12 protein-coding genes are annotated in these 14,997 nt (G+C 33.8%); 5 read left to right on the top strand and 7 right to left on the bottom strand.

Going from position 1 to position 14,997, the window contains the following annotated elements; translation table 11 throughout:
- Positions 1 to 89: 89 nt before the first annotated feature.
- The gene (locus tag ACFSR1_RS08465) at positions 90 to 1,154 is read right to left on the bottom strand and encodes a response regulator transcription factor (RefSeq protein ID WP_378291525.1); all 1,065 of its coding nucleotides are present in this window, start codon (positions 1,152 to 1,154) and stop codon (positions 90 to 92) included.
- A gap of 119 nt (positions 1,155 to 1,273) precedes the next feature.
- Between ACFSR1_RS08465 and ACFSR1_RS08460 the strand changes: the two genes are divergently transcribed.
- Positions 1,274 to 1,432 carry a YqaE/Pmp3 family membrane protein gene (locus ACFSR1_RS08460; RefSeq protein WP_378291523.1) on the top strand — a complete coding sequence of 53 codons (159 nt, stop codon included), beginning with the start codon at positions 1,274 to 1,276 and terminating at the stop codon, positions 1,430 to 1,432.
- An 80-nt stretch (positions 1,433 to 1,512) separates the two neighbouring features.
- Positions 1,513 to 2,277 (top strand): hypothetical protein, encoded by a 765-nt coding sequence (locus tag ACFSR1_RS08455; protein ID WP_378291521.1) that lies wholly within the window; start codon positions 1,513 to 1,515, stop codon positions 2,275 to 2,277.
- An 81-nt stretch (positions 2,278 to 2,358) separates the two neighbouring features.
- Here ACFSR1_RS08455 and ACFSR1_RS08450 read toward each other — a convergent pair whose 3' ends face one another.
- Positions 2,359 to 3,210: a hypothetical protein gene (locus tag ACFSR1_RS08450; RefSeq protein WP_378291519.1), complete on the bottom strand. Its 852-nt coding sequence runs from the start codon at positions 3,208 to 3,210 to the stop codon at positions 2,359 to 2,361.
- A 111-nt stretch (positions 3,211 to 3,321) separates the two neighbouring features.
- Between ACFSR1_RS08450 and lipB the strand changes: the two genes are divergently transcribed.
- The gene (gene lipB / locus ACFSR1_RS08445) at positions 3,322 to 4,038 is read left to right on the top strand and encodes a lipoyl(octanoyl) transferase LipB (RefSeq protein WP_378291517.1); all 717 of its coding nucleotides are present in this window, start codon (positions 3,322 to 3,324) and stop codon (positions 4,036 to 4,038) included.
- Positions 4,039 to 4,087: 49 nt separating this feature from the next.
- On the opposite strand, the gene ACFSR1_RS08440 is transcribed toward lipB, so the two are convergent.
- The 5 genes from ACFSR1_RS08440 to ACFSR1_RS08420 all read right to left on the bottom strand — a co-directional run bounded on the left by ACFSR1_RS08440 (position 4,088) and on the right by ACFSR1_RS08420 (position 9,885).
- Positions 4,088 to 5,116, bottom strand: a complete 1,029-nt coding sequence (locus tag ACFSR1_RS08440) for a hypothetical protein (RefSeq protein ID WP_378291515.1) — start codon at positions 5,114 to 5,116, stop codon at positions 4,088 to 4,090.
- A 25-nt stretch (positions 5,117 to 5,141) separates the two neighbouring features.
- Positions 5,142 to 5,627: a T9SS type A sorting domain-containing protein gene (locus ACFSR1_RS08435; protein WP_378291513.1), complete on the bottom strand. Its 486-nt coding sequence runs from the start codon at positions 5,625 to 5,627 to the stop codon at positions 5,142 to 5,144.
- A gap of 82 nt (positions 5,628 to 5,709) precedes the next feature.
- The gene (locus ACFSR1_RS08430) at positions 5,710 to 6,222 is read right to left on the bottom strand and encodes a hypothetical protein (protein WP_378291511.1); all 513 of its coding nucleotides are present in this window, start codon (positions 6,220 to 6,222) and stop codon (positions 5,710 to 5,712) included.
- Positions 6,223 to 6,671: 449 nt separating this feature from the next.
- Positions 6,672 to 9,140: a ribonuclease HII gene (locus ACFSR1_RS08425; protein WP_378291509.1), complete on the bottom strand. Its 2,469-nt coding sequence runs from the start codon at positions 9,138 to 9,140 to the stop codon at positions 6,672 to 6,674.
- A 142-nt stretch (positions 9,141 to 9,282) separates the two neighbouring features.
- Positions 9,283 to 9,885 carry a ribonuclease HII gene (locus tag ACFSR1_RS08420; RefSeq protein ID WP_378291508.1) on the bottom strand — a complete coding sequence of 201 codons (603 nt, stop codon included), beginning with the start codon at positions 9,883 to 9,885 and terminating at the stop codon, positions 9,283 to 9,285.
- A 138-nt stretch (positions 9,886 to 10,023) separates the two neighbouring features.
- On the opposite strand from ACFSR1_RS08420, the gene ACFSR1_RS08415 reads away from it, so the two are divergent.
- Both ACFSR1_RS08415 and ACFSR1_RS08410 read left to right on the top strand, forming a co-directional pair.
- A complete protein-coding gene (locus tag ACFSR1_RS08415; RefSeq protein WP_378291506.1) occupies positions 10,024 to 12,096 on the top strand; it encodes a putative porin in 2,073 nt (690 codons plus the stop codon).
- A gap of 236 nt (positions 12,097 to 12,332) precedes the next feature.
- Positions 12,333 to 14,636, top strand: coding sequence for an FdhF/YdeP family oxidoreductase (locus ACFSR1_RS08410; protein WP_378291504.1), 2,304 nt, complete (start codon positions 12,333 to 12,335; stop codon positions 14,634 to 14,636).
- The last annotated feature ends 361 nt before the right edge of the window (positions 14,637 to 14,997 follow it).

The raw sequence follows: 14,997 nt of genomic DNA, 5'->3' as shown, positions 1-14,997 counted from the left end.
GAGAGCGAAAATGCAATAAAAATGAGGTGGAAATAGGGACTAGACCCCCGATGGAAATTTGAATTTAATAAGAAAAAAAGAAATAGAAACTATTTGTTCTTATATAACGTTTTTACCTCTTCGCGACTTTCTACATCTATTTTTTTATATAAATTGTTGATATGTGTTTTTATGGTACTAACACTTAAAAATAATAAAGAAGCGATCTCTTTATTGGTCTTGTCTTGTAGAATGAGATCTAATATTTTTCTCTCTTGCTGCGTAAGTCTTCTTTCTGTAAGCTTGTAAGAATGCTTATTTTTTTTCAATTTCTGAAATTGAACCACATTCAATAACCCCGATAGGATAAGCAATATAATTAGTATCCACAACCAATAGGTTGAGGTTTCTTGGGTAGTAATCGCTACAGAGAATTTATCTGCAGCCAATTCGGTTTTATATTGTCGAACATAAGGACTTTCTGGATACTTGTTTTCTAATCGCTCTAACAATTCATCATAATAGGTGTTCTGTTTTAGATCTTGTAAATAATAGGTGTATAAATTATTCGACTTGTTAGATAGAAAAGAATAAATATATAATTCTGTAAGCGGTTCTTGTTGGCTTTTACCATATTCTTGTAAGGTATTAAACCATTTTTTGGAGTTTACTTTTCTATTAGCTTCGCTACGGTAAGAATTAAATGCGTAGCGCATATTTTCTATAATCGAATCCACCTTAAGGAAAGCATTACTTCGCTCGTTTGTAGAGACAACTTCACAAAACACTTCTTGCTCTAATGTAAATGGTAAAGAAATTGTGTCTTCGTTTTTGGCGATAAAAAGAATTTCTTTGCTATTGAGACAGATTCCATTAAAGTGAACAGATTCTTTATCAGTTTCGGAACAATTTTCGGTATGAATACGATAGATACTATTTTCAGAAGGTAAGTTATTGTCTGTAAATACAAAATAACCCGTAGTATCAGGAGTTACCTTTTGGATAATCTGTTCAGGATAAATCCCAGACATTTTTCTGTAATCTTCTATTAAAGATAAATAGACATTACTATCCTTATTGGTATTATCTACATAACCCGAAAACCTGTATTGACTCCAAAGTGATGGAGAACAGATCAAAAAAGCAATACAAAGAATAATTCTCGTCCATTTCATATAGTTATGTCTGGCTTTTTATAGAAACTATGCCAAGATAAAAATAATTTTAAGATAGAGATGTAACATAATAGGATATAAGACTACCTATAATTATATTATTTAATCTATTTTTGTTTATGAGTATTTGGAGAGTTTTATTGTCGATTTTTTTTCCACCATTGGCTGTTTTGGACAAAGGATGTGGATCAATCATAATCGTACTTTTGTTAACCTTGTGTGGATGGGTTCCTGGAGTTATCGCTGCACTAGTAATTATTAATAATCCTAAGAGCTAATTTTTAAGAAGAGAATTGAAAGGTTGCAGATGCTTCTGATATTTTAATGAATTTAAAAGAAATTGAAAAAATTTTATCGTATGAAAAAAGTTTCCTTGTTTGCACAGACCTTATTGGCAGCAATTCTATTGGTTGGATGTCAGTTTTCTGAAGATTTACATATCAACGAAGACGGAAGTGGAAAGATTTCTTTCAACTTTGATGGTTCAGAAATTATGCAAATAGCAGGAGACAAGGTCACAGAAGAGAAAGAGGAAATTATTGACTCTACCTTAGTTTTCAAAGAGTTTTTAGAAGAGAAAAAGGATAGTATTGCGCAGTTACCACCAGAAGAGCAAGAAAAACTGAAAAAACTTGAAAACTTCAAAATGCATATGTTAATGAACCCTGAATCCAAAGAGATGAAGTTTGATCTATATTCAGAATTCAAAAGTGTAGAGGAGTTAGGCGATGTGTTTAATAACTTTAAAACAGCATCTGCTATTGGAAATAAGAACAAAGCCGGACAGACTGCAAGTCCAGCAGGAGACCCGTTATCCAATGCTGAGGGAGAAGATCCGACCAGAGTGGTATATTCTTATAAGAAGAACAAATTCAAAAGGGTAACTCAGATTTTGGATAGAGCTAAATTAAAGAAGAGCCTGGATAGTATTGAGCAGATGAAGATGTTTTTAGCAAGTTCTAAATATAAAATCAATTATCATTTTCCGAAAAAAATAAAAAAGATTTCCTCAGAGAAGGCATTATTTAGTCAAGATGGAAAGAGCTTTACATTAGAGGTAGGTTTCCTGGAGTATATGGAAAACCCTAAAGTACTCGATGTAGAAGTAGAGCTGGAAAAATAAATACAATTAAAAACGTACTAAAAACAAAGAAGCGGTATCTCCTTGATACCGCTTCTTTGTTTTTTTGTTATTATGGGTGTCTTAAAGTTTGCCTCGTGTGATAAGTTCACGAACCATTTCTCTAATGGCCTCGCTTCGTTTGCTTCCCATATTTACTTTGATATCATGATCCATGATTCCTAATTCCTTTTTATTACCATAAATTTTAAAAGTCATAGAATGATACGATGCTAAGGGGAATTTCTTTGTGTTAAATATGAAAAAATATTCACCTCTAACTGTTCCGGTTTCGCGAATTGCAGAACCTATTAAAGTTGCAGATTCATCATCATTATTTGGGTTACCAATATAAATATCGTACTCCACGCGATCTACCATGCTTTTATTTAGCTGACTGTACGCCTTCTTTGAAGGATAAGGAATTAAATATATATTCAGGTCGCTAAAATCACGATTCACTCTATGTCCTTTACCACTTAGTAATTTACGCTCTTTATCCAGTTTTTTTATGATCCTTTCCGGCCTTTTAGGGGTTTGTGCAATCAGTTCTTCAGCTTTGGATGCGTGGAAACCTTCGGCATTAAAAATTCCCATTTCTATAGCAAGCTGAAAGATTTTCTTTTTAGACAGGAAATAATGATTCTTTGAATTGATAAGTAAAGTATCTTTTAGTTGATCACCAAAAAATGCATTGTAAGAATACCATTTATCAGAATGAAAGAGCAAAGAATATTCTTTTAAATCTCCAGCTCTGAACAGCGGTTTTTTATCAAGATCACTTACCTGAAAATGTCTTAGTCCTTTTGCTTTTATTTTTTCGATATGAGCTACTTTGACTTTGTCAAAAAAAACTTCTCCTTTTTTAATTTTTATCTTTTGGGCAAAAGAAAAAGCAGAAATAAAAAGAAATAAAACTAGTAATAATCGTTTCATATTTTGGGGTTTATATTTTTAAAAGCGGCAAATATAGTTATAATTAAATAGATGGTTTTTAACCTTTTATAATAGAGTTTAAAACTTTTTTAATCTTGTATCTTTGCAAAGATGAATAAGAAGATTGAAATACAAGAACTAGGTCTTAAGGATTTTAAAGAAACCTGGGAATATCAAGAAGTACTCTTTCAAGGAATTCTGGATACCAAAATCAAAAATAGAAGAGAGGATGCTAATCTGGACACCAAGAACTACTTTATTTTTGTAGAACATCCACACGTATATACTTTAGGAAAGAGCGGCGATATTAGTAACCTATTGTTGAATGAAGAACAACTAAAAGAAAAAGGGGCTACTTTTTATAAGATCAATCGAGGAGGTGATATCACCTATCACGGACCGGGACAAATTGTGGGATATCCAATATTGGATCTGGATAATTTTTTTACCGATATTCATAAATACTTACGATTTTTGGAGGAAATGGTAATACTCACTTTAGCAGAATATGGAATTAAAGGTACAAGAAGTGATGGAGAAACCGGAGTTTGGTTGGATGTAGGTACTCCTTTTGCCCGTAAGATATGTGCCATGGGAGTAAGAGCCAGTAGATGGGTGACTATGCACGGTTTTGCTTTTAATGTAAATGCCAACCTGGGTTATTTTGATAATATCATTCCTTGTGGGATTAATGATAAAGCTGTTACTTCTTTAAATGTAGAGTTAGGAATGGAAAAGGTGGATATCGTAGAAGTAAAGCAAAAATTACTAAAGCATTTTACCAATCTGTTCGAAGCTGAAATGATACAACAAAAAACCGAAGTATAGCGTACTTCGGTTTTTTGACTAAAAACTAAACAAATCAAATAGGTTGGGGTTAATTTATTTTATATCCTTCAAACCAACTCCCAGTTCCGTCTATACGAACATTACCAGGACCAAAGTTTCTTAAGGAGACATACACTTCTTGTCCAACATTTAGGAAATAAATACCGCTAACATCTGTTTTTACATCATCACCATCAACGATTTGAGTAAAATCTACACCGGTATCTACATTAAAACTAATTCTAAAAAAAGAAGAGGTTACTGTATTGGATTGTCTTACCACAGCATGCAGATAATAATATCCACTTTCTGGGGCAACAAATCTTTTTGTAGTGGTATTGAAAGCGTTTCTGGTATCATACGTTCTGATATCCCAGATATCCGTTTCTATAGTTGTATTAATATTTAGGTCTTTTACTGCAAAACCATTTCCTCTCACTTTAAAAACAACTGGCGTAGTAGTGGCAGTGGCATTATCTACATAGGTTTTTACCGCTCGCTCTGTTGGGATAGCATTATTGCTATTGCTTCCTAGAGTCACATCCGTCGATATTTCGTTTACTGAAGTGCCATTTTGTAATCTCAAATCTCCGTTCACATCTAACTTGGCTGTAGGAGTTCTATCAATACCTACATTTCCGCTATTTATATTTTCTATATCATTACCGTTAGAAAGCCATCTGGTATCTCCGGATGTTATAGCATAGGGCACAGCCATTAGTTCGTTGGTCCCAACTTCTGCACCATTTACAGATACAGTTACATAAGACGCAATTCCTCCCCAAGGTAGCGTGTTAAAGTCACCTGTAACAGCAGTTCCGCTACCAATTAATAAACCAAATACTCCATTAGCATTGGTAGTAACCGTATGATTTTCTACATAGCTCGCTGCAATATCCGGTGCTCCAAATTTTAGGGCTATTTGTATATTAATAGATTCATCAACAAGAATATCACCGCTGGAACTTCTGGCTACGCCTTGGTAGTTGATAAAGTTTTTTTGTACAGATTGTGCTGATAATAGTGTGCAAAAGAGTAGTGTACTAAATATTAGAAAATTTGATATTATTTTTTTCATGATTTCAATGTTTATAAAGAGTGGTTTATTTTTTAATGATTTTGAATACTTTGTTTTCATTCGTTTGTGGAACAGAAAGCTTAAGTAGATAAGTTCCTTGTGCTAAAGAACTGATATCAATTTGATGGTTAAGTAATAAAGCATTTACCTTTCGAGTCATTACTTCTTGTCCATTGAGGTTGTATAAAGAAAAAGTGTAACTGTTGATATCCGGAATATGTATCGTAAAGAAATCTGAAACAGGATTAGGATATATAGTAACTATACTTTCGTTAAACAAAAACTCTTCTGTAGAGAGTGCGTTTAAAGCAGCAATTCCTGACCAAAATCCTTGATCTATCGATTCCGAATTAGTAATGGTTCCAATAAACGTTTCGCCAATGGTAAAATTTATCATATGAGATGTATTACCATTACTGCCACCAGAATTAGAGATTACATTCATTTCAATGGATTGAGATTGACTGGTCACTGCAAAACATAGAAGCAGGATAAAGTATATGATTTTCATAATTTTTTTTTTAGAGTTTTAGTTTTTGAAAAAAAAGTTGAACACCCAAGAAAGTCTTAAGGTATAAATCGAAATAAGCTTCTTAGTTTCTAAAAAGATCGTTGATGCCTGATCCGCTAACAGTCAAATCATTGTTGGTCAAATCTTCATCATCGTTATTTTCATTTCCATCAATAAAAATATCAGGATCGTAGTCTAAAATAATTTGATAATCTGGCGGGAACTCACCTTCTGCTGGAGATGAAGAATTCCAAGGCCTCATATAGCTAATAGTTAACGTTTCTCCTGCGGCAAGATTGGTAAAATTTACTGTAGCTACCAGATCACCCGGAGCAGGTGCTCCCAGATTTCTTTGATATAAACGAATGGCTTGTTGTCCAGTACCGGAATTAAAGTTTGCTTCTTCGATATTGGTTATGGTTCCCGTAATAGTAGCTGTTCCTGTAAAATCACTGCCTTCATCTTTTACTATAGAAAAAGTAATGGAAGTGGCTTCTAAATCAATAGAACCTAATGGTGTAACATCGTCATCACTATCACAAGCAATGAAAAAAGCGGTAAGAAATAATACAGATAAAATTTTTAAAGTTTTCATGACATTTTAATTACGTTGTTTCACATTAGTGAGATACGTATTCAAAAAGTCAACATTACTTCTTAATAAACTAGTGGAAATCTATTTAGATCATTACGAAACTGAGAATAAATTTCATTCTATAATATTTAACGTTCCAAAGCAGGGCTTTGAAAACCTGTTTCTACCAGTATAAGATTTGTTTTACGCCTGCCTGGCCATCCGCCAGGTAGGCAGGTTAAAAAATCTTGAAGCCTTGGAAAGATTTTAGTAAAATAAATCTGATTTTTAGTGTAACCAAAAAATACTTTACGATATAGCGCAAGCTGTGGGCGAAATGACGCGATGGAGTGCCCTTTCTTTTGGTTCGTTTTCTTTGGGCAAGCAAAGAAAATGAATGAAAGGCTGAAAATAATGGGTGTTTTGAATTGGATAGAATGATCAATTAAATATCAATGCAAAATAAAGGTCTAGTTAATCTGATAAATCAAAACACTATTTTCTTCTCCCTGAACGGTAAATTCCAGATTAGGATCTTTATCTATATTTCCCAAACTGATAACAGAATTACCGTACACAGGAAAATTAGGAAACAACTCTGCATTACTATCATATAAGTAGACTTTTTTGGCTTGTATATCTGTAATTGCTACATAAATTTTATTATTGATATAAAATATTTGTGGCTTGGTATACACTCCAAAATCTAGTTCTAAAGTTTTTTCTTTGATAGATAGTTTATTTTCTGAAAAAGTAACCAGAGTTTTATTCGTTGCAACTAACGAACTACCTGTATTTAGTTCTTTGTCCATTAAAGATACTGTTCCATCAGATTGCACCTGAATGATCTTTCCGTCTTTGGTAAGAGATGTAAATTTATTTTGATATTGCTGCCATTGATTTGTAGAAAAACTTACATTCTGTTTTACATCTACCCGAGTTCTTCCTAATCGATCCAGAATATTTAGTTTTCCGTTTTCTTCAGAGATAAGAATATAATCCTTACTCCCAATACGAATATGATGAGGAGGCATAATCAGATTCGTTTCTGTTTCTTTAAACCCAAAACCGGTAACAATTTTTCCTTCCGCATCCAACATGGTGATTTCATTCCCTTGTGTAATGAGGATTCGATATCGTTTATTTTTATCATAATCAAATAAAGAGAGCGGTTGTGTAATTGTTTTTTCGAATTTTTTAGGATAAGAAGTTACATCGTTACCATCTCTATCTACCAAATATAAGGTACTTTCTGTATTGAACAAAAGCTGATATCTTCCGTTTTTATATATATCGATTTGTTGGATATCACCCATAATAGCACCATTAATCTGTTTTTTCCAGAAAATACTTCCTTTTTCAGAAATCAAATAAAGATTATTGTCTACATCTTGTATAGCGATATCCATACCTTTGGTTCTGTGATTTTGAACCAGAATAGGTCTGTTTAATATCTTATTTTCTAAAGTGGTAGATGCTGTTTGGGTCACCGAGGTTGCGGTTCCTTTACTTATGGTCTTCTGGAAGACTCCGTGGATGTGGGCAAAGTTACTTTCTTTTGTGATTTGTAACGCGGCAATTTGATATCCATTGGTATTGGCTTCCTCCCATTCTTTGTTATAGGATTCTTCTACATTACTAGCAATATAATCTTTAAGTTTTTTAATCGAACCAACCATTAATATAGAGGACTGATCAGATAGTTTTTCCATAGCATTAGTATAGAATGTCTGCTCTTCTAGTGTCGTTTTATTTAGGATGTTAGCAATAATGGTTTGTAAGGTGTTTTTAGAGGAAGCGAATACAATATGGTCTTCATAAGTGAAATAATACGTAGCTTCAAACTCAGGTATAAGAGGTTTTAATAATCCTGAAAAAGTGGTGGTTTCTTCGTAACTAAAAATATCTATATTTCTGTAAGATCCGGAAGCAGATCCTGCTAATTGTTCCAAAGTGTTTTCAGGAGCCAATGATGTTAAAGTAAATACGCTTTCATTTTCCAGAAAAATCATTCCGATTTCAGAAAGTCCGGATAGCATCTCATCAAGATCATCAGGAATATTTTCGATCTCGCGATCTTGAGCGAATGCCAAATTCTTTTTTAATGTGTAAAAATCATCATAGGTAAAAGATACAAATCCATTAGCCGTAACAGGAGTTATTCTTGCAATCTTGTTTTCCTGAGCAATCGTATTATCAAAGATGCCAATGGTGGTAGATAATGAATCTTTTTCTATCGCAATGCCATCTATATACATGGCATTTTGTTCTAGCCTGGCATCCACAGATATCCATCCACTAAAATTTGATATTTCAGACAAATTATTATTGGGTAATAAAGAATTATGAACTTCACTGAGTTGTTTTCCGTTGATTAAAACAGATACAGGATTTTTGGAGTCAGAAACATCATATGCTTTTACAAGATCTTTGCTTACCGAAACCTTATTTTCTTGTTGGCGAATGGCATTTTCGATCAATATCTGAGAAGAAGAAGCTATAAGCAAACTATCCTGTTTTGTAGCATAAAAGGTATGGTTGCCAGAAATTACTTTATGAATGGTTTTGTTTGAATACGATATGTTTTCAATGTTTTTTTGATTCAAAGAATCTTTATTGATGATGGAAGGATCAAATTTAGCAATGTAAGTGTATTCAAAATCGTTTTTACCAATAGGAGAAAAGCATAGTAGTCCTTTAGGTTGATTAATTTCATCTAATATTGGAAGTTTCTTGAAATATCTAAAAAATTTGATTTCACTATTTTTTTTGAGAAAATCATTATCTCTTAGCATATTCTTAGTCTGTTCCAGATCATTTATCTTAAGTATTACCTGGGCATCCTTTGGGATGTAATCAATAAGAGTATTTGGTTTTTCGGTAGTAGTATTACAAGCTAAAACAATTGTGGAGATTAGAATTACAACTATTTTTTTCATGTGTTTGTTTTCCTTTTTATTCTTTAACTATATAAGAGATGTCATTATTCTACAACAACTTTCTTTTTTTACAATATTGGTTTTTCAAAAGCTTTAGCATGTTATACTAAGTTTCCAAATGTGCCTTAGGCATCAAAGATAATTATTTGAACTCTAGCGCAAGCTGTTCCGGCAATAATCTAAAACTTTTCCGATGATATTTAGTAACTCCATATTTTCGAATCGCTTCTCGATGCTCTGCTGTGGGATATCCTTTGTTTTTTTTCCAATTATACATCGGGAACTCTTCATGAATCTTCTCCATATATGCATCTCGATACGTTTTTGCCAACACAGAGGCTGCGGCGATATTCATAAATTTACCATCGCCCTTGATAACGCAAGTATAGGGTATGTTATGATAAGGTTTAAATCGGTTTCCATCTACAGATATGTGTTCTGGTTGAGGTGTTAATTGTGCTATAGATCTTTGCATACCTAATATCGAAGCGTTTAAGATATTGATCTTATCAATCTCCTCCATATAGATATGTGTCACACCATAGGTAATACAACAGTCTTCTAATAGTGGGCGTAATAGTTTTCTTTTGGCTTCACTAAGCTGTTTAGAATCGTTTAAGATGTTGTTGCTGAAATCATCCGGAAGTATGATGGCTGCGGCGGTTACCGGTCCAGCTAAACAACCACGACCAGCCTCATCAGTGCCACATTCGATGAGATCAGGTTTTAATTTTAATTCGAGCATGCTACGAAGATAATGTATGAGCAGAACATCAGAAAACAATTTTTGAGAATCAGTAAAAAAACTTAGAACTAAAACGGGCAATCAGTATCCTTAACTTTCGTTAAAAAAGTATATTTTTGCCAACAGTTTATTATATAGATGAAAAAGAACTTATTATTCATAATTATACTTCTTATAGGGTCGATAGCCTTTGCGCAAGAAGGAAATGAAGAAGAGATAAATGAAGGAACGCAGAAGATTCAGACCAGACCTGAGTTTACCAAAAGCAGAAAACCATTATCTAAAGACAAAAAGAAAAAGCCTCCTATTACAGATTATAAAATAATCGATATCCATAACGATACCACTTTTGTTGATACTACCTTAACGATTCAAAGGGATTATAATTTTAATTACTTGCGCAGAGATGATTTTGGATTACAGCCATTAAATAATGTAGGTCAGAGCTACAATAGTCTTGTAAAAGTAGAAGAACGTAATCATTTATTACCGCTTTTTGGAGCTAGAGCCAGGCACTTTAATTTCATGGAAGTAGAAGATATTAAATATTATAACGTTCCTACGCCACTTACGGAGTTATATTTCAAAACTACTTTTGAACAGGGACAACAATTGGATGCTTTCTTTACTGTTAATACTTCTCCAAGACTAAATCTTTCTATAGCGTATAAAGGAAACAGATCTTTAGGTAAATATCAACATGCGCTAACAAGTACCGGTAATTTTAGAGCGACGGCCAATTACACCACAAAAAATGATCGATATCGAATAAGAACACATTTCGTGTCTCAAGACCTTCTTAATGAAGAAAACGGAGGATTATCAGAACGAGGATTGAACCAATATCTCAGCAATACTGAAGAATTTCAGGATGCAGATGAATTTTCTGACAGAGGATCCATAGAGGTTAATTTCGAAAATGCAGAAAGTATTTTATTAGGTAAAAGATTTTATCTGAATCATAGTTATTCGATTATTAAAAAAACCGATAGCAGTAGTACAAATGTTGCCATTGGTCACATACTAGATATTACAGATAAGTCTTTCCAATTTGATCAGACTTCTCCTAATACTCTTTTTGGAGAATCCTATGAATCCGGTGCGCTGATGGATAAAGTAGCGCTAGAGGACTTTAGCAATCAGTTGTTTGTAAAATTAGATAGTGATTGGTTGGGAAGTCTTAGCGTCAATGCAGGAACTTCTGATTATAATTATGGGTACAATACATTAGTCAGCTTTGAGAATGGAGTGGATATCAAGAATAGACTCAAAGGAAATATATATTCAATTGGAGGCTCGTATCAAAAATACTATAAAGGGTTTCAATTAGCAGCTAATGGAATGTCAATTGTGTCAGGAGATTTTGATGGTAATTATCTAAACGCATCAGCCGGATATCAATTTAAGGATTATGGATTACAGTTAGGGATTAGTGCAAATTCTGTAGCTCCTAATTATAATTTCTTATTGTACCAAAGTGATTATATCGGGTATAATTGGCAAAATTATGATAATCCTGAGAATCCTTCTTTAGTCAATTTCAAAAATATAGAAACCCAAAAGATTCAAGCAAATATCAAGGTAAAGAATTTTGCTAATTTAGAAGCTAGTTATACTGCGATCGATAATTATACATATTTCACGAAAAACACTGATTCTTTAACCGTTCCAGAACAATTTGGCGGAAGTATAAATCTCTTTAAATTAAAATTCACCAATACACTTAATTTTGGTTGGCTAGGTTTTGATAATACCATACTATACCAAAATGTTGATGGCGCAGTTAATTCAGTGACCAACGGAAATGTGAGCAGGACATATAGCGTGTATAATGTTCCAACGTTTGTTACCAGAAACAGCGTGTATTACCAAGATCATTGGTTTAAGAAAGCACTGTTTTTACAAACAGGGGTTACTTTTAAATACTATTCTGAATATAATGCAGATGGATATGATCCGGTCCTATCAGAATTTTACGTACAGAGCCCAGAAGAGACACTTTCCTTTGATGGTCCAGATGTAATTCAAACATTTGGAGGTTTTCCTCAATTTGATATCTTTTTTAATGCCAAAATTAGACAAACCCGAATCTATTTTAAAGTAGAGAACTTTGGGGAGGCTTTTAAGCAGAACAATGAATTCTCTGCGCCCGGATATGCACCACGAGATGCAGTAATCCGTTTTGGATTGGTTTGGAATTTCTTTTTATAATCACGGCACCCGAGCGGGCCTGCCTGCCAACAAGAGGCATATAATAGATTGCCTGGTAGGCTATCCGCTGCAATTCCTCTCCGCCTATGGCGGATGCGGGATTTCCACTGCTATCCCTGGTGCAAGATTCTTTTCAATACACAGAAGTAAAGAAAATCCTTGGGTACTCTATGTAGTAAATAGATCGTAAGACGTATCTTTGATATAGATCATTCTCTTTTATTTTTTAGCGTGTTATGAGTACTATCAAGAAACGAAACATATCTGTTTTAGGACCCGAAACTTTCACTGGGATCAGGCTACAGGAACCTGCAGAATATGCTGCTGGACTTCCTGCAGTAAAAGTTGCGCTTCAACATGCGTTTAAAGAAATGGGGGTTGTAAAATCAGTAAACGGTCTTTTTCAAATGAATCAAAAAGACGGATTTGATTGTCCCGGTTGTGCCTGGCCCGACCCCAAAAAGCCATCTAAACTTGGTGAGTATTGCGAAAATGGAGCAAAAGCACTCGCAGAAGAGGCTACAAATAAAAGGGTAAACAAAGACTTTTTTGCTAAACATTCTGTAGAAGAACTTTCTAATTGGTCAGATTATCAAATAGGAAAAAGCGGAAGGTTAACAGAGCCAATGGTTTTAAAACCTGACAGTATTTATTACGAACCCATATCATGGGAGAACGCATATGAATTAATAGCCGAAAGATTACACCAGTTAGATACTCCCGATCAAGCAGTGTTTTATACATCAGGAAGATCAAGTAATGAAGCTGCTTTTTTATATGGTTTGTTTGTAAGGGCTTTTGGGACTAACAATATGCCGGATTGCTCCAATATGTGTCACGAATCTAGTGGAGTTGCGCTAAGCGAGACTTTAGGAATAGGAAAAGGTTCTGTGAAATTAGAGGATTTTGATCAGGCAGAAATAGTGATGGTGATCGGCCAAAACCCGGGAACAAATCATCCTAGGATGTTGTCGGCACTACAAAAATGTAAACAGAATGGTGGGAAAATCATTAGCATCAACCCCTTAGAAGAAGCGGGACTGATAAGATTTAAAAATCCTCAGGAAGTTAAAGGAGTATTGGCTTCAGGAACTTCGTTAACTGATATACATCTTCAGGTAAAAATAAATCAAGATGTTTCTTTGTTAAAAGTGATTCAGAAAAAATTAGCAGCGTTGGATGCGGAAACCAAAGACGTATTCGATCATCAGTTTATTGAAACCTATACCAATGGTTATGAAGAACTAATCAAGCACCTAGAAAGTTATTCTGAAAAAGAACTAATAAAATTGTGCGGAGTAGAAGAAGGTTTAATTGATGAGGTTGTTCAATTGCTGGCAAAAAGAGATAAAGTTATTATCTGTTGGGCAATGGGATTGACTCAGCATAAAAACGGTGTTAACAATATAAAGGAATGTGTAAATCTTTTATTACTTAAAGGAAGCATAGGAAAACCAGGTGCTGGGACTTGTCCGGTGAGAGGGCATAGTAATGTGCAAGGGGATCGCACCGTTGGGATTATGCATCATGTTTCGCCAGCACTTAATGAATCTATTAAAAAAACCTTTGGTTTTATGCCTCCTGATAAAGAAGGTTTGGATACTGTACATGCCATAGAAGCTATGAATCAAGGTAAGGCAAAAGTGTTTATTGCGCTTGGAGGCAATTTTTTGTCTGCTGCATCCGATACAGAATATACCGCAGAAGCACTTCAGAATTGTGAACTCACTGTTAATATAAGTACCAAATTAAATAGAACACATTTGGTGGCAGGTAAAACAAGTTTGATTTTACCGACATTAGGACGCTCAGAATTGGATCAAAAGGACGGGAAACCAAGGTTCTTCACTGTAGAAAATAGTATGGGTAAAGTACACCGATCAAAAGGTATGCTAAAACCGGCATCAGATAATCTGATTAGTGAGCCAGAAATTATCGGCGGAATTGCAAGTGTATATTTTAAGGATGGTCATCCTGTACAATGGAAGTTGCTTAGCGAGAATTATGAATTGATTCGAGAAAAAATAGAAGCCACAATTAAAGGGTTCGAAGACATTAACACTAGATCAAAAGGTTCAGGTTTTTATCTACCTAATAATGTAAGAGATTTAGATTTTAGTAAACTTCCTAAAGGTAAGGCTCAGTTTAGTTGTTGTGATTTACCAAAACATACATTAAAAGAAGATGAACTTCTATTAATGACAATTCGTTCGCACGATCAATTTAATACCACTATTTATGGTTTGGATGATCGTTACCGAGGAATATATAATGAACGTCGCATTGTTTTAATGAATGTAAAGGATATGAATAAACGTAACTTGAAAAAGTTTGATGTCATTAATATGATTAGCTTATATGATGGAAAAGAACGAAAAGCTTCCCGATTTTTAGTGATACCGTATAGTATTCCACAAGGAAATATAGCGGCATACTTTCCTGAAACCAATGTTTTAGTTCCCTATAATCATTATGCGGATAAAAGTAATACACCAATCAGTAAGTCTATTATTGTGACTTTAGAAGTTAGTTTGGTTTAATTTTCAGGTATTATTATATTTTTTTCTTGGTGTAAGTTTATTGTTTAGAGTGTATTATAAAATCTTTATATTTTTTTTAAAAAATACTTTTAATTTTTTGTTGTTGGATTGAAAAAGGGTTGTATGTTTGCACCCGCAAAACGGGATATTGTTTTGTTGAGTTCATTGAGAGATTTGTGTTTGTTTTGTGTTTTACCGGGTTTATTTCTTTGGTAATTTGTTTTTGCAGGCTTTAAAAAAAAATATTTTATTTTTTTTCTAAAAAGTTTTGTTGGATTAAAAAAGGCGTTGTATATTTGCACCCGCTTTGCGAGACAAGCGTAGTTCATAGGAATAAAAGTTACACTGGAGTAGGGTAATT

The sequence above is a fragment of the Aquimarina rubra genome (assembly GCF_042684305.1).
GTDB lineage: Bacteria > Bacteroidota > Bacteroidia > Flavobacteriales > Flavobacteriaceae > Aquimarina > Aquimarina rubra.
Note: the sequence above shows the minus strand (reverse complement) of the source record. Positions and strands in the feature narration are given on the sequence as shown.